This window comes from Actinomycetospora sp., assembly GCF_036497585.1.
In the GTDB taxonomy this organism is placed as follows: domain Bacteria; phylum Actinomycetota; class Actinomycetes; order Mycobacteriales; family Pseudonocardiaceae; genus Actinomycetospora.
Map to the genome: position 1 here is coordinate 1 of NZ_DASXJD010000052.1, position 16684 is coordinate 16684.

The window sequence follows — 16684 nt, forward strand, 5'->3', positions numbered from 1 at the left end:
GAGCGGCTGCTCGACCAGGGCCATGAGCTCGAGGTCTGGAACCGGTCGCCGGGGCGTGCGGCCCCGTTCGAGCACCCCGCCCGGGTCCTCGAGACCCCCGACGCGGTCAACGCCGAGGCCGTCGTGCCGAGCCTCGCCGACGATGCGAGCGTCACCGCCGTCGGACGTCCCGACGGGCGGGCGCGCGGGGCGTGGGGCGACCGGCTCGTCGTCAATACCGCGACGGTGGCGCCGACGACCGAGCGCGAGCTGGCCGAGGTGTACGGCGGGCGTTTCGTCCCGACGCCGATCCTTGGGGCCTGCAGGCATTTCCTCGAGCACGCCGGCCCGACCTCGACGCAGCGGTACGACCCGGTCTTGAACTGCACGACCGCTCGCGGGACTGTGCTGTTGGACGTGTTCAGCGAAGAGGCCAGGATGTGGTGCATGACGTCCCACACGGTCCGACTGGTGCTCCGCAGCGGCGTGATCCTTGAGCAGATGCTGAACGAAACAGATTTCCGCGAGCTAGAGGACCAGTTCGTCGCGAGGGTGCGCGCGCACTCGCAGGAGCGTTTGCTGGTGTTCGGCGACGGCTTCTGCCTGGTGAACATCGACGAAGTCGCCGCGCTCACCTGGGGCGAGGGCAACGACGCCATCGTCTCGCCGACCCCAGGCTCTGCTCCGACCCGGTGAGCGGCGCTCGTCGCCTGCGTGCGAATGGGCCCGTCCTGATCGACACCGACTCGGTAGCCGAGGCGCTGCGATTGGAGCCGGCCACTCTCGAGCGGATGGCGGCCTCCCGGCTGCCCCGGCCCGTGCCGAGGACAACGGCAGCCTCTGGTGGAACTGGCACGACCTGAGCCGCCAGCTCGCCGCCTACCTCGACGAACGTACCGAGGACTGACCCCGACGGGCGACACCGCGCAGTGCGTCCGCTGTGGGCGAATCACCTCGACCGGATTTACCGGCTCTTCCGGAATCAGCGTGGTTGCCCCTGGCGGGCCGCGCGTTCCGCGCTGAAAATCTCGGGTGGGTCGCCCGCCTGACGCCGTTGCTCTGTGATCTTCGAGGTCGTGAATCAGCAGGGTGGAGAGGGTCGCGCCTGGGCGCTTCAGTGTTGCTTCGAGCACGCGGGTCAGATTTCCGCCGTCCCGCGCGGCCCGTGCGGGCGGCCCCTCGGGTTCGGTGCAAGGTGAGGAGGCCGGTGATGCTCGAAGAAGACCCCGAGAACGAAGAGATCATCGCGCGGGTCGCGGCGTGCGACATCGGCAAGGCCGAGGTGGTGTGCTGCGCCCGCATCCCGAACGAGGACCGCCCGGGGCGACGGCTGCAGGAGGTGACGACGTGGTCGACGATGACCCGCTCGCTGCTGGGGATGGCCGATCACCTGCGCTGCGCCGGGGTCACCCGGGTGGTCATGGAGGCCACCTCGGACTACTGGAAGCCGGTGTTCTACCTGCTCGAGGCGCACGGGTTCGAGACTTGGCTGGTCAACGCCCGCGACGTCAAGCACCTGCCGGGGCGACCGAAGACCGACAAGCTGGATGCGGTGTGGCTGGCCAAGGTCGCCGAACGCCAGATGCTGCGCCCCAGCTTCGTGCCCCCACCGGAGATCCGCCGGTTGCGCGACGTCGCGCGGTATCGCTGTGACCTCGTCGAGGTGCGTACCGCGGAGAAACAGCGGGTGGAGAAGCTGCTCGAGGACGCCCAGATCAAGCTCTCGGTGGTCGCCTCGGACATCTTCGGGGTCTCTGGGCGGGACATGATGGCCCACCTCATCGCCGGCCAACGCGACCCCAAGATGCTCGCGCAGCTGGCCCGCGGCCGCATGCGCACCAAGATCGTCACCCTGGAAGAGGCGTTCACCGGCTACTTCACCGACCATCACGCCTTGTTGCTGGCCAAGATGCTCACCCGTATCGACGCGTTGAGCACGGACATCACCGAGCTGGAGGCCACTCTCGAGGAGATGGTCGCCCCTTTCGCCGAGACGATCACCCGCCTCGATGAGATCCCCGATGTGGGGCCGGTCGGCGCGGCCGTGATCGTCTCCGAGGTCGGGCTGGACATGTCCCGGTTCCCCACCGCCGGGCACCTGGCCTCCTGGGCGAAGTTCACCCCCCAGACCAAGCAGTCCGCCGGCAAGACCACGGGCAGAGGCTCCACCGGGCACGGCAACCGCTATCTGGCCAAGGTCCTCGGCGAGGCCGCGGTCTGCGCGGGACGCACCAACACCTTCCTCGGCGAACGCTATCGGCGCATCGCGCGTCGGCGGGGCAAGAAGAAGGCCATCGTCGCCGTCGGCCGATCCATCCTGGTGATCATCTGGCACCTGCTCGCCGATCCCGAGGCTCGCTACACCGAGCTCGGGCCGGACTTCCATGACCGCCGCGCCGATCCCGAACGCAAGAAGCGAGCCCACATCCAGCAGCTCGAAGCCCTCGGCTACACCGTCACCATCACCCCGGCCGCCTGACCTCACGACCAGCCAGACCTCTTACCCCGCTACGCGGGGTGCCTTCGGCCTGCCGTTCCCGGCTCGGATTTTCGGGTCAGTGCGAGTGCTCCGCGGTGCCGCAGCGACCTGACCGGTAGTTGATCAGGTTGAGGAACCCGAGGGTGTTGCGGCGTAGTGCTTCAAGGCGGCCGTCGATCGCCTCGGTGGGCCTGTTCGAGGCTCGGTGAGAAGAAGGTAGGCGAGGGCGTCGTCCGGGGCGCCGCAGGGTCCGCTCGAGCTGGGCGAGTTCCTCGAGACCGGCGTACAGGCCGTGCGGAGCAAGTCGATCAGGGTGGCGAGCAGAGTCTGCCCCGCTGCTGGTCGGACTCGGTCTCGTTGGAGACCACGGCCCGCCGCGACGGGGACTCGTGGGTCCTCGACGGCCGGAAGAAATGGATCGGCAACGGCACCATCGCCGACGTCATCGTCGTCTGGGCGCGCGACACCATGCAGACCCTCATCGGTGGCCGCGAGATCACCGGGACCAGTGCCTTCGCCCCGTGACGACGCGGTGACCGACGACGACGCGGCAGGGCCGGACGGCCCCGCGCCGCGGACCCTTCGGCCCGTCGTCCGCACGACGCGCCGCGACAGAGTCCGGCGACGCCCGCCGAGGAACGGAAACGACGATCATGGCTACGCGGGGCCGATGGCGACTCATGGTGAGCAGAGCGCGGAACGGCCGGGAGGCCGACGCGGCGCGGGAGGAGTCCGGGCGGTGGTCCGGCCACCACCGCCTGGTGGCTCAGCCGCACCGTACCGACGAGGGGGCGATCGCCGCCGCCGAGGCGACGGCCGCGGCGGAGGTGACACCGGACCACCCGATGGGATCGGCCGGTGCCCCGATGGACAGGCGCGCGCCGTTCACCGTCGGTTTGCTCGCGGCGGCAGGAGCGCTGGTGGCGATCGGAGTAGGTGTCCTGGCCTGGCTCGCGATCGATGTGCTCGTCCTGATCGGTCTGGCGCTGGTGCTCGCGCTCGGGCTGGAGCCCGCGGTCTCGGGCATGGTGGGCCGCGGATGGCGACGTCCGGTCGCGGTCACCACCGTCTGCGTCGGGCTCGCCCTCCTGTCCGCGGGGTTCTTCGCCATCGTCATCCCGCCCCTGGTCACCCAGGCCGGCTCCCTGTCGACGGAGGTCCGACGGGTCCTCGGCGAGCTGCAGACCCAGAACTCGCCCTGGGGTCGGTGGGCGGGGCAGCTGCACCTGCAGGAGCGCGTGGCCCAGTACGTCGACACCAACGGCAGCTCGATCGCGCAGGGGCTCGTCGGATTCGGGGCCCAGGTGGTCGGCGCGGTCGGCGGCGCGGTGGTCGTCCTGGTGCTGACGGTGTACTTCCTCGCGGCTTTTCCGAGCCTGCGCGTCGGCGTCTACCGCCTGGCGCCGCACTCCCGTCGCCCCCGGGTGATCCTCGTCGGCGACAGCATCCTCGCCCAGGTCGGCGCCTACCTGCTGGCCAACCTGTTCACCTCGGTGGTCATCGCCGTGGTGAGCTTCGTCTGGCTGATCTCGATGCGGGTGCCCTACGCGCTCTCCCTCGCGGTGCTCGTCGGGCTGCTGGATCTCGTCCCGACCGTCGGCGCGATCATCGCGGGAGCCCTCGTGGTTCTCGCGGCCGCAGCGGTCTCCTGGCCCACCGCCGTGGCCACGATCGTGTTCTACGTCGTCTACAAGCTCTTCGAGGACTACCTGCTCTGGCCGCGGGTCATGAGCCGTGCGGTGCAGATCCCGGCCTGGCTGACGGTGGTCGCCGTCCTGATCGGCGGCGTCCTGCTCGGCCTCGTCGGAGCCTTCCTCGCGATCCCCGTGTCAGCAGCGGCGCTGGTGATCCTCCGCGAGGTGGTCTACCCCCGCCTCGACAGCGCGTGACCCGTCGAGACGGTCGCGGCGCCGCCGTCCTTCTCCCGCAACGAGGTGCTCCTCCCATGACACCGTCCTCCCGCACCGTCCGGTCCCGGCCCGGTCCCAGGACCGGGGCCGTCGGTGGCCGACTGGCCGAGCTCGCTCCGTGGGCCGCGGCGAGCGCCCTGCTCGCCGCCGGCGGCCGCCGGCGCGGACGTCGCGCGGCGCTGCGGGGTCTCGCCGCCGCCGCGGCGGCGGACGGGCTGGTCCGGCGGGTCCGGCCACCCGCGGGGCGCTCCGCGCCCGACGTCCTGCTGCGTCGTCGCGCGGACCGGCCCGCTCAACCTTCCCGCCGGGCCGCGGCCGCCGCGGCATTCGCCGTCGGGGTGGTCACCGCAGAACCCGCCCTCACGCTGCCCGTCACCGGGTTCGCAGCCGCCGTCACCGGCGGGCGGGTTCCCGACGCACGCGCGGACGAGCTCCTCGCCGGCGCCACTCTGGGAGTGGCGGTGGCACTTGCCGGCAACCGACTGGCCCCCGCCCGCACCCCCACCCCGCTGCGCGTCGTCCCGCCCCGCCACAGTCCGCAGCCCCCACGGCCGGACGGCGCGGGCGTGGTGATCGTGGTGAACCCCCGCTCGGGCCGGGGTCGCGGCGGCCGGCTCGCGGACACCGCACGACGCGCCCTGCCGGCCGCGGAGATCGTCAGGCTCGAAGCCGGCGCCGATGTAGCCACCGCGATGAGCGAGGCCGCGGGCCGCGCCGGTGTTCTCGGGGTCTGCGGCGGGGACGGGACCGTCGCCACCGCAGCCAGTGCCGCCATCGACGCGCAGGTCCCACTGCTGGTGATCCCCGGCGGCACGTTCAACCACTTCGCCGCCGACCTCGGTGTCGAACGCGTCGCCGACGCGGTGGCCGCGCTGCGCGACGGGAGCGCGATCCGGGTCGACGTCGGCCAGGTCGACGGACAACTGTTCGTCAACACCGCGAGCCTCGGCAGCTATCCGGCCTTCGTGGCCGTGCGCGAGCGCTGGGAGAGCAGACTCCGCAAGCCGCTCGCGGCGGCAGTCGCACTGCTGGTCGCGGTGCGCCGGGAGCACCCGCTGCGCCTCGAGGTCGACGGGCAGGAACGGCTCGTCGCGATGATGTTCGTCGGCAACAGCCGATACCAGCCGTACGGCTTCGCCCCCGCCTGGCGTCCCCGCCTGGACGACGGACGGCTGGACCTACGCATGGTCACCGTCGAGGGACGGCTCCCGCTCTTGCGCCTGGTCCTGTCCCTGCTCACCGGCCGTCTGGGTCGCAGCCGGCTCTACGTCGAGGACGACCCGGCGGACCTGCTCGTCTCCCGACCGGACGGTCCCGGCCTGCTCGCGCGTGACGGCGAGATCGGACCCGGCCCGGCCACCCTGGAGTTCACGACACTGCGTCGCGCGCTGACCGTCTACCGAGCGGCCCCACCTCGCCCGTTCGCCCTATGAGGTTCCGGACCGCCGTCTGCCGGTGTACCTCGCCGGCACCGCCCTACTGGTCACCGGGTTCCTCGATGCGCCGGCCGTCCTTGGGCCATCGTTCCACCAAGGATCGGCCGATCGGCGACCTCAGGACGGGCGGCGCAGGCCGCTGATCAACCGCCTCAGCACGGACGGCTCGGCGGTCGCGTCTGTCCCCGAGGTCGCCGGACGGGTCGGCGTCACGGCCGTATGGCTCGGGGGCCGTGGCACCAGCTGAACGCCGGGCGCGCGGAGCGGGAGCCGAGGGCGGTCGTCATCCGGGGCTCTGCCATCGCCTGATTCTTCCGGGCTGAAGCCGACCGCGGGTTCGCCCTCGACCCCGCGCCCGTCGGAAAGCAAAGGAGGCGCGGTGATGATCGGGGCGGGCATCGGCGCCGGTTCTTCGCTTCTGCCGTCGTCCGGGACCGGAGAAGGGGGTGGCGGCACGACCATGACCGGGGCGAAGGAGCTGCGCTGGTCCGGGCCGCCTGACGAGGGATCAGGCCGGTTCTCCGGCGACGTCCGCGCGGCGGGCACGGCCAGCTCGGAGGCCGCCAGCTCAAGGGTCGCCGCCGTCTCGGGAATCGCGGTCTCCGCGGTTCTCGATTCCCCAGTCTCCGACCGCGTAGTACTCGGTTCCCGGGTCGCCGTCCACACGCTGATCGACGCAGGGACTGCCACTGAGGTGCTCGTATCGGCGCCGGCGCTTGGCGTCGGGGCGACCGGGCCCTTCGGCGCGGCCGTCGCGTTGAGGGCAACCTGCGCCTTCGGGGCAGCCGGAGGCGCGATCGGGACAGCTGATTGCGACGTCGCTGGTGCCCGTATCGGGGGCGGCGGTGCCACGACCGCCGGAGCGCGCGAAGCCGACGCAGCGCCCTCTGCGTGCGGCCCGCGGGGCGCGTCGTCGGCCGTCTCGGACTGGGCGCGGTCCACCTCGCGCGCCGGTGTGGCCGGTCGAGCTGCGGCCCCCGCCGGTCCGGCCAGCCCGGCGAGTACCCCCCTCGACCACGTCAGGTTCCCCCGCACGCGATTGATCCGCACGGCCACCCAGACCGACTCCGGATGGCCGGGACCCGCGAGGACCAGTCGCGAGAGGTGGAACGCAGATCCGGTGGTCGCCACGACGTCCTCGAACTCGCGGCGACCATGGTGGGACGGATCCGCGGCCCGGTGGGCCCGATCGAGCACCGCGCGCGCCGACCCCGGCGGTCCGCCCCACTCCCCCAGGACCCGCTCGCCCGCAACGTCCACGACCGCAACGTGCTCCGCCCCGGGTAGAGCAGCGAGCGCCTGCACGTACCGCTCGGCTGCGCTCGGCTCGGCCCCGCGCGCGGTGTTATCCGCGGCAGATGTCGCTTCTACGACCACGCCATCCCTCATTGCTTCAGGTCTCTGGACCTTGGCACGATAGGGACCCCAACTCGTCCCCGGCAACGGCGCCATTCGGACTATCGAGGTACGACTCTCCGCCGCTGTGACATCAGTCAGGGCGCGATGCGACTTCTCGGTCCGACCTCCGTCACGCCCATACTGGCCTCCCGGGACCGGCCCTACCGGTCCCGATCCCTTCGAGTGCGGTGATCCGCTGCTCCGTGTGTTGCGTCGTCTGTGCTGGCCGCCTCGCGGGCGGTCGCCTCAGCATCACGGACAGTGAAGGGGGCGGGGCGCCTGCCCGGCTAGGTCGCCGCAGCGGTCTGGCCGCCGCTAGCATCGTGGCGATGCCCTCCACGCTGGCCGACCTCGAAGCGCGGATCGCCGCACTCGAAGCCGAGCGTGCCGACTATCGGGCCGTGCTGGCAGCGATCAATGCCCTCGGGGAGAACCAGCGCACCCACAGCGAGCGAATCGAGGCTGTTGAGACCCGGCTGGGCTCGGTGGAGACCGCGTTGGGCGGGGTGGAGTCGAAGCTCGACGACACCGGCACTCGCGTGCGAGCCATCGAGGACAACCTCGCCGAGGTCAAGGACTTGGTGGTTCGCGCGCTCGACCTGTAGCGCGAGGGTACGGGCGTTCCACTCAACTCCCCAAGGTGCACGGTCAGCAGCCCGGCTCGGCCACGCTGTCGGCGGCGGCTCGGACGCCTCACGGCCTCGGCGGGCGCCGAGAGGACCAATCCCGACCAGCCTCGGGCGATCGGCGACGACCGACCGCCCGGATCGCTGCCTCCCCCAGCCGAACATTGGGTTCCAAGTCGATCTCTACCTCGCGGACCTACTCGCCGTCACCGAGGCGGTCCTGCTCGACGTCACCGCGCGGCTCGTCACCGCGCACGGCGCCGTCGTCACCAGCGGCGCCTGGCCCCTCGGACTGGAGGCGGCGTGACCGAGGCACTGTGGGTCCTCGGCCGCGCCACCGGCGTGGTCTCCCTGCTCATGCTCACCGTGGTGGTGGCGCTCGGCGTCGCGACCTGGAAGGGCCGCCCGCTGGGTAGCCTGCCCCGGTTCGCGGTCGCCGCCGAGCACCGCAGCGCTTCCCTGTGCCTCACGAATCCGGGACGGAACGCCGCCCCGCTGCGCGGTGACTCCGCTCCGGACGACCCTGTTTACCGCGCTCTTGCCCGAAGTCACGACCATGGCCGTCCAGAGCGGGCTACGTGGGCTCGTGAGGATCGGAGGTCGAGCTTGACCAGCATGAGGCCGGGGATGACGGCACGCGCGGAGCACGACGGGGCGAGGTCCACCGGCGGAGCGCACCCGCAAGACGACGCTCGCGATCTCGACGAGTCGGCGGTGGGCGGAGGGCTGCGCGCCCGGCCGGTGCCGGGAGAGACCTTTGCAGGTCAGGACCCGGCGCGGGCGGCGGCCCGTGCGCTGACCCGCGAGTCTCCGACACGATGCCCGGCGCGGACCCGGGCGTGGCGCTACGGCGAGCTGGTGGCCGAGGGCTTCCCCGTCGCTGAACTGTCCGACCATCTCGACGCCGACCCGGGCGCCGTGGTGTGGCTGGACCTGCACGACCCTGACCTCGCCGACCTCGCGGTGCTCACCGAGGAAGTCGGGCTGCACCCGCTCGCCGTCGAGGACGCAGTGCACGAGCACCAGCGCCCCAAGCTCGACCGCTACCAAGACCACCTTTTCCTCGCGGCGTACGCGGTGGCGCTCGACCAGGACACCGGCGAGATCGCGAACAGCGAGCTGGCCGCGTTCATCACCGACCGGGCGCTGATCACTGTGCGCAAGGACGACGGGTTCGACCCCGACGCGCTCATCTCCCGCTGGGATTCCTCGAGCGAGCTCGCTGTCAACGGCGTGTCGTTCTTGCTGCACGGCCTGCTCGATCAGATCGTCGACGGACACTTCAAGGCGGTGCAGGTCCTCGACGACGCCATCGAAGAGGTCCAGGACCAGCTCTTCGCCGACACCGACCCCGGCCAACAGCTGCAGCGACGCAGCTTCGAGCTCCGCCGCTCCCTTGTACTGATCCGGCGCGTGGTGCTCCCGATGCGCGACGTGCTCAACACCCTGATGCGCCGCGACCTGCACGTCGTCGACGAGGCCATGGGCCCGTACTACCAGGACGTCTACGACCACGTGCTGCGAGCCACCGAGTGGACCGAGAGCCTGCGCGACCTGGTCACCACCATCCTCGAGACCCGCCTGACGATCCAAGGCAATCGGCTCAACGAGATCATGCGCCAGCTGACCTGCTGGGCGGCGATCATCGCGGTGCCGACCGCGGTAACCGGCTTCTACGGCCAGAACGTTCCCTATCCCGGCTTCCAACAGGGCTGGGGGTTCCTCACCAGCCTCGTGCTCATGGTCCTCATCGCCGGAGCGCTGTACCTCAGCTTCAAACGCAAGCACTGGATCTGACCGCCACGCCGTCCTGTCGGACGGCGGCTCGACCCACCGGGCCGATCTGTCCTCGTCGCGATCCTGCTCCGCGGCGCCGACCGGGCGCGTGACATCGACTCCCAGCCCCTCACGCGGTCCTCACGCGAATGAGGGACACGCCGGTCCGAACGGTCCTCGTCGCGGCGGACCGGCCGTTCGTCGCTTACTCGACCGGTGCGCCCTCAGACGTTCCGGGCTGTCCGCGACTGCCTCACTAGCGTTCGCGCGCCCTCGACCGCAAGACCACGACACCTACCCAGGAGGACTCGGCGTGCATCCCGCAGGAGCCGGCCCCCTCGGCCCGACGTCGGCCCCGGGTCCGATCTCTCCCACGCCATCGCGCCCGATCGTGCCCGCGGCGGGGCCGGTGCTCCTCGGGGGCAGCTCCGCGCCCCCACGCACCCTGCTCGACGTCCTCGCCGCCGCCGCGGCGGCGCACTCCGCTCGCCCGGCGATCGACGACGGCACGCGGGTACTGGACTATGCGGCACTGCGGGACGAAGCGAATCGGGTGGCCAGCCTGCTGGCTGCCCGCGGAGTCGGGCACGGTGACCGGGTCGGCATCCGGATCGCCTCAGGGTCGGCCGACCTGTACGTCGCCGTCCTGGGCGTGCTCGCGGTCGGGGCGGCCTACGTCCCCGTCGACGCCGACGACCCGCCCGACCGCGCGGCCCAGGTGTTCTCCCGCGCCGCGGTGCGCGGCGTGCTCACCGGGCGGCAGACCTACGAGCCCCACCGGGCCGTCCCGTCCGCCGCGCCCCCGACCCGACCGCTGCCGTCGGACGATGCCTGGGTCATCTTCACGTCGGGGACCACCGGCAGCCCCAAAGGCGTCGCGGTCACCCACCGGAGCGCCGCGGCCTTCGTCGACGCCGAGGCGCGGCTCTTCCTGCAGCACCGCCCACTCGGACCGGGCGACCGGGTGATGGCCTCGCTGTCGGTGGCCTTCGACGCGTCCTGTGAGGAGATGTGGCTGGCGTGGCGTCACGGCGCGTGCCTCGTGCCCGCGCCCCGCTCGCTCGTCCGCTCCGGGGCGGAGGTCGGCGACTGGCTCGCCGCCCGCGGGATCACGGTCGTGTCGACGGTCCCCACCCTCGCCGGGCTCTGGAGTGCCGAGCAGTGCCGCGGCATCCGCCTGCTGATCCTGGGCGGCGAGGCGTGCCCGGACGGGCTGGCCCACCGTCTGGCGGCGGTGTGCGACGAGGTCTGGAACACCTACGGGCCGACCGAGACCACGGTGGTCGCCTGTGCCGCCCGGCTGCGCCCGGACGAGCCGGTCCGCATCGGCCTGCCGCTCGCCGGGTGGCAACTCGCCGTCGTCGACCCGGAGCACGCGTGCCCGGTCCGCCCGGGCGAGGTCGGCGAGCTCGTCATCGCCGGTGTCGGCACCGCCCGCTACCTCGACCCCGAGAAGGACGCCGTCGCCTTCCGCCCCCTGCCCGCCCTCGGCTGGAGCCGGGCCTACCGCAGCGGCGACCTGGTGCGCGCGGAGCCCGAGGGCCTCGTCTACCTCGGGCGCGCGGACTCGCAGGTGAAGATCCGCGGGTTCCGGGTGGAGCTCGGTGAGATCGAGGCGGTGCTCGCCGCGGTGCCCGGCGTCCGGCAGGCCGCGGTCACGAGCCACACTCCGTCGTCGGGGATCACCGAACTCGTCGGCTACTACCGCCTCGAGGACGGCGTCGCGCTCGACGAGGCCTCGCTCGTCGCGCGGCTGCGCAGCGCGCTGCCCGCCCACATGGTCCCGGCGTACTTCCAGCGTCTCGCCACCTTTCCCACCATGACCAGCGGAAAAGTGGACCGTGCGGCCCTGCCGCCGCCGTCCGCGCGCCGCGGCGCGGCGACCGGGGAGGTCGTCGCGCCGCGCACCCCGACCGAGGAGGCGCTCGCCGCCGCGGTCGGCGAGGTGCTCGAGTTCGACCGGGTCTCGGTCACGAGCCACCTCGTTGACGACCTCGGCGCGAACTCGCTGACCCTGGCGCGCGTCGCGACCCGGCTACGGCAGGACACCGACCTGCCGCCCGTGCCGATCCGACTCATGTACGCCCACCCGACCGTCCGGTCCCTGGCCGAGGCGCTCACCGGCGCCGACCGGCAGGCCGCCGCCGTGCCCGCGCTGACCCTGCCCCAAGAGCCGCCCGAGCCACGGGTCGCGGCCTGGACCCACCGCCTCTGCGCGGCGCTCCAGCTGCTGGTCCTGGCCGGGCTCGCCCTCGGCGGGGTCCTGCTGGCCGACGTCGACGTGGAGTGGGTCGGTGCCACCCAGGCCTTCGACGAGCTCCTCCTGCGGGTGCTCACCGCGCTCGCGGCCAGCGCCGCGGTGGTCTGCGTGCTTCCGATCGCGGCCAAGTGGCTGCTCGTCGGACGCTGGCGCCCGCGCACGATCCGGTTCTGGAGCTCCGACTACGTCCGGTTCTGGACGGTCGCCACGCTGATCCGCACCTCCCCGCTCGCCCGGCTCACCGGATCACCCCTTCACGTGCTCTACCTCCGGGCGCTCGGGGCCCGGATCGGGCCGGGGGCGGTGATCCTCTCCACCACGGTCCCGGTCTGTACCGACCTGATCCAGATCGGTGCGGGTGCCGTGGTTCGGCGCGGGGTGTCGCTCACCGGCTACCAGGCCCGCGCCGGGGCGATCCGGACCGGACCGGTGCGCGTCGGCGCCGGGGCGGTGATCGGTGAAGGATCGCTCGTCGAGATCGACACCGAGATCGGCGACGGCGCGCGGCTCGCGCACGCGTCCTCGCTGCACACCGGGCAACGGGTGCCCGGCGGTCGGCACTGGCACGGTTCCCCCGCCCGTCCGGCTGACCATCCCGCGCCGGCCCTCCCGAACGCGCGGTGTCCGCGGTGGCGGCGGGCGATCGCCGCCGTCGTCGAACTGCTCGCCCTATGGCTCGCCGCCGGCCTCCTCGTGGCAGGCATCGTGTGGGTGTCCGACCGGGTGCCCGCGCTCGGGGACGCGGTCCTGCCCGGGGCGGCGGAGCTCGCCGACCCGGTGTTCTACCTGCGCACGCTCGCCGCCTCGGCGGTCCTCTACGTCGGCGCCGTCGCCGTCGGACTCCTCGCGGTGTGCACCCTGCCCCGGCTCCTGCGCGGCCTCCTGCGCCCCGGCCGGGTCCACCCGCTCCACGGGCCCGCGCACCTGTGCCACCGGGTGCTCACCCGCGTGACCAATGTGCCGTTCTTCGTGCAGCTGCTCGGCGACAGCTCCTACGTCGTCACCTACCTGCGTGCTCTCGGCTACGCGATGGCCGACGCGGGTCAGACCGGCTCGAACGTCGGGGCCGAGCTGCACCACGAGAACCCCTACACGATCACCGTGGGGCCCGGCACCATGCTCTCCGACGGCGTCGACCTCGTGAACGCCGAGATATCCGCGACCGCGTTCCGCACCGAGCACCTCGCGATCGGCGGACGGTGCTTCCTCGGCAACGTCATCTCCGTGCCACCGGGGGCCGTGCTGGGCGACGACGTGTTCATCGGTACCAAGACCATGATCCCGGCCGACGGTCGCCCGCGCAGCGGGGTCGGGCTGCTCGGCTCACCGGCGTTCGAAATCCCACGGCGTCGGGCCGACGAGGCGGAGTTCGCGCTGAGCCGCACTGACCTCCGCCGCCGCCTGGGCGCCAAGAACGCCCACAACCTGCGCACCATCGCGCTGTTCCTGCTCGCCCAGTGGGTCCGCGTCGCGCTCCTCGCGATCCTGGGGCTGGTGGCGATCAACCTCGGCAACCGCGTCGGGGTGTCCGTCGTCGCCGCCGCTGTGCTCCTCGCCGGTCCACTCGACCTCGCCTACGGCGTGCTGCTCGAGCGGATGAGCACCCGCTTCGGCCCGCTGCGCCCGCAGTACTGCTCGATCTACGACCCCTACTTCTGGCGTCACGAACGATTCTGGAAGTTCAGCACCCAGCCCGGCCTGCTCGACGGGACCCCGTGGAAGAGCGTGGTCTGGCGTCTGCTCGGGGTCCGCGTCGGTCGTCGGCTCTTCGACGACGGCGCCAGCATCAGCGAGAAGTCGCTGGTCGCCCTCGGAGACGACGTGACGCTCAACCGCGGCGTCGTGCTCCAGCCCCACTCCATGGAGGACGGTGTGTTCAAGGCCGCCCCGATCCTGGTGGACTCCGGGGCCGAGCTCGCCCCGACCGCCTTCGTCCACTACGACACGGTGATCGGGGTCGGCGCCGTGCTCGGCGCCAGCGCCTTCCTCACCAAGGGCCAGCGGGTCGCTCCGGGCGCGCGCTGGCTCGGCAACCCTGCCGAGGAGATGCCGCCGCCCCGCCGAGCCTCGTCCCGGCAGCCCGTGCCGGGTACCAGCGGCCGCGAACGGTGGTCCATGACGCCGGCGTCGTAAGCCTCGACCGACCACCGCCCGCAGCATCAAAGGCTCGTGCGAACATGAAACCGACCCTCCGGGCCCGGACCGGCGAAGCGAGCGACGGCTCGCGGCACCGCCCGCCACCGCCGAAGCGGGGACCACGCTGGTGGCCGCGGCGCCGTCGGTGGCGCGTCGCGGTGGTCCTCGTGGCGATCATCCTGCTCCTCGTCGTCCTGACCGCGCCGTCGCTCACCCACGCCCTGACCCGTCCGGGCAGCGACAGTGTGGCGGCGCGCCTGGCCGAGTGGGGCCGGGATCACGAGCTCGGGCCCGTCGTGACCTGGCTCGAAGCACGTCAGTACGACCTGCACCAGCCGCCCACCGGTGGGGCGCCGCCCGGCGGAATCCCGCTCGCGGCCGGGGCGGAGCCGGACCGGCCCGGCGCCCGGCCCGCGCCGCCCGACCTCCCGCCTCCGGGGGGTCTGTCGCCGCTCCCGGGCGAGGGCCGGTGGCAGACGGTGGTCGCCACGCCGCACGGCGACGCCGTGCGCATCGCGTCGGTGCGTCCCGACGCCCAACACACCTCGTTCGTCGTCGGCGTGATCTGGATGGACCCCGCGCTCGTCCGCGGCGTGCTGCACCCAGGCACCGTGGACCCCGGAGGGCACTGGTCGACACCGACCTCGGTCGACGCCGCCGAGCAGCGCAGCGTGGTCACCGCGTTCTCGGCGGGCTTCCGCCTGCAGGGCGATAGCCACGGCGGGTGGTACTCCGAGGGCCGCGAGGCCCGTCGGCTCGTCCCCGGCGCCGCCAGCCTGGTCATCCGCCGCGACGGCACCACCGACGTCGGCACCTGGGGAGCCACCCCCACCACGGGCGAGGTGCACATGACCCCGGACGTGACATCTGTACGCCAGAACCTCGTCCCCCTCGTCGACGACGGCGCGGTCAACCCGACGTGTGCCACTGGCGGTACCGCGGAATGGGGCTCCACCGTCGGTCAGGCCGCGTACATCCACCGCTCGGCGTTCGGGGTCACGCCTACCGGGGCGATGATCTACGTCGGCGGGCCGGCCCTGTCGGTGTGCACCCTCGGCGACCTACTGCGATCGGCCGGCGCCGTTCGGGGCATGGAGCTCGACATCAACCCCGCATGGGTCTCAGGGGTGTACTTCCACCCCGACGGCCGTCCCCACCCCGACGCGTTCCGCCTGTTCCCCGACGAGCAGATCGGGACCCAGCACTACCTTCAGACCTCGAGCCGGGACTTCCTCTCCTTCGACCTGCGGTCCCCCGCCGACGTCGCGGCGTCACCGGCGGCACGCCGTCATCCCGTCTCCGGCCCGCCGCAACAGCGCGGACGGGCGAGGCCGCCCGGATCCTGAGGCCGCGGCGGGTCGAGCAGGTCCCGCGGTCGGGCACTGCGGTGTCGGTGGGACAGTGAACGCCCGCATCGTGATCATCTCGGCCTCGGTCGGCGCCAGGCACGACGGGCCCGCCGACGAGCTCGGCCGTCGCCTGCAGCGCCGGGGCTGGTGGGTGGACCGGCCCGACGGGCTCGAGATCCCGCCCCACGGACTCGGGTGGGCCCTGCGACGCCTCTACCTGGGCGGTATGCGTCACACGCCGGACCTGTGGGGCCCGGTGCTCGACTCCTTCGCGGACGGTCTGGGCGCCCGGGCCGCTCGAGCATGGCTCGACGGGCTCACCGAGCGCACCGCGACGTTGATCGGGGAGACCCCGCACGCCGCGGCCTGGTGGCATCCCGGGGTTGACCTGGTGCTCGCGCCGCACCCGGTGGCGGCTGCCGTCACGAACGCGAACCGCCGGGACGATGCCGCGGCCGTGCGGGCCGATCTCGGTGTCCCGGCGGGAGCACCCTGGCCTTGGTCATCGCCGGGTCGGGAGGCACCGGCCCGGCGTGGGCGCAGAGCACCACGGGCCAGGCTCCCCAGTGGGCGAGGTCCGCCGTCGGCTGGATCGACGACGTTCCCCGACTCCTGGCCGCGGCCGACGTCGTCGTCCACAACGCCGGGGGCCTGGCCTGCTGGGAAGCACTCGCCGCACGACGGCCGGTGGTGAGCTACCGCCTGCTGCCCGGACGCGGCGAGGCGAACGCGGCCGCGCTGCACGCCGCGGGCGCTGTGCCATGGGCCCGCTCCCGGGAGGATCTCGGAGTCCTGGTGGACTGGGCCGTCCGCGATCCCGACGGGTGCGGACTCCGGGCACGGCCCATGCGAATCGATCCGGCCTGGGTCGTCCACCAAGCCGCTTCCCGCCGTCGGGGTGAGGTCGGGGCTGCCGGCTCCCAGTTCGACGACCGGGTGGGTGCCGACACCGCAACCCCCGAGGTCGGGTCCCAGGCCCAGGCCGTCGCTGACGGGACCGTCCGAGCCGTGTCGGACGACGCGTCCGTCCCCGAGGCCGCTGCCGCCGTCGGCGCGGGCGCGGGCGGTGTCTGCCCGACGGAACCGCTCGCTTCGCCTGTATCGGGCCCGATCCCGGATCGCCGGGCCCCCAGTCCGGGAACGCCTCGACCTCGCTCGGTGTCTTGTCGATCACCAGGGATGGGCGGCGGGGTGGCCTTGCGGCACGAGGGGCGGGCCACGTTTTCGGCCTACCAGATCGAGGCCGCCGGCCCCCACCGGCTGGGATGGTCATCGGCGAGGCGAAGAAGAATGATCGGCAGCACGCAGTGCGGCGGGGGCGTCCGGTCCCCGACC

At 72.7% G+C, this 16684-nt stretch carries 7 protein-coding genes and 2 pseudogenes; all 9 read left to right on the plus strand.

From position 1 onward, the window contains the following. A pseudogene (locus tag VGH76_RS05215) lies at positions 1 to 675 on the plus strand (hypothetical protein); the annotation flags it as partial. Between the two features lie 514 nt (positions 676 to 1189). Beyond that, entirely contained in the window at positions 1190 to 2458 is a 1269-nt protein-coding gene (locus VGH76_RS05220; protein WP_331555554.1) for an IS110 family transposase, read from the plus strand. A gap of 357 nt (positions 2459 to 2815) precedes the next feature. Further along, a pseudogene (locus tag VGH76_RS05230) lies at positions 2816 to 2924 on the plus strand (acyl-CoA dehydrogenase family protein); the annotation flags it as partial. A gap of 295 nt (positions 2925 to 3219) precedes the next feature. Further along, positions 3220 to 4347 carry an AI-2E family transporter gene (locus tag VGH76_RS05235; RefSeq protein WP_331555556.1) on the plus strand — a complete coding sequence of 376 codons (1128 nt, stop codon included), beginning with the start codon at positions 3220 to 3222 and terminating at the stop codon, positions 4345 to 4347. A gap of 56 nt (positions 4348 to 4403) precedes the next feature. After that, the gene (locus VGH76_RS05240) at positions 4404 to 5801 is read left to right on the plus strand and encodes a diacylglycerol/lipid kinase family protein (protein WP_331555557.1); all 1398 of its coding nucleotides are present in this window, start codon (positions 4404 to 4406) and stop codon (positions 5799 to 5801) included. A 1730-nt stretch (positions 5802 to 7531) separates the two neighbouring features. After that, entirely contained in the window at positions 7532 to 7807 is a 276-nt protein-coding gene (locus tag VGH76_RS05245; protein WP_331555558.1) for a hypothetical protein, read from the plus strand. Positions 7808 to 8455: 648 nt separating this feature from the next. Next, positions 8456 to 9625 carry a magnesium transporter CorA family protein gene (locus VGH76_RS05250; protein ID WP_331555559.1) on the plus strand — a complete coding sequence of 390 codons (1170 nt, stop codon included), beginning with the start codon at positions 8456 to 8458 and terminating at the stop codon, positions 9623 to 9625. Between the two features lie 370 nt (positions 9626 to 9995). Further along, the gene (locus tag VGH76_RS05255) at positions 9996 to 13997 is read left to right on the plus strand and encodes a Pls/PosA family non-ribosomal peptide synthetase (protein ID WP_331555560.1); all 4002 of its coding nucleotides are present in this window, start codon (positions 9996 to 9998) and stop codon (positions 13995 to 13997) included. Between the two features lie 170 nt (positions 13998 to 14167). After that, positions 14168 to 15346 carry a hypothetical protein gene (locus tag VGH76_RS05260; RefSeq protein ID WP_331555561.1) on the plus strand — a complete coding sequence of 393 codons (1179 nt, stop codon included), beginning with the start codon at positions 14168 to 14170 and terminating at the stop codon, positions 15344 to 15346. The last annotated feature ends 1338 nt before the right edge of the window (positions 15347 to 16684 follow it).

Excerpts from the sequence above, each read along its gene's own strand:
- VGH76_RS05220 (WP_331555554.1), top strand. The coding sequence starts at position 1,190 with ATGCTCGAAGAAGACCCCGAGAACGAAGAGATCATCGCGCGGGTCGCG.
- VGH76_RS05240 (WP_331555557.1), top strand. The coding sequence starts at position 4,404 with ATGACACCGTCCTCCCGCACCGTCCGGTCCCGGCCCGGTCCCAGGACC.
- VGH76_RS05245 (WP_331555558.1), top strand. The coding sequence starts at position 7,532 with ATGCCCTCCACGCTGGCCGACCTCGAAGCGCGGATCGCCGCACTCGAA.
- VGH76_RS05250 (WP_331555559.1), top strand. The coding sequence starts at position 8,456 with ATGACGGCACGCGCGGAGCACGACGGGGCGAGGTCCACCGGCGGAGCG.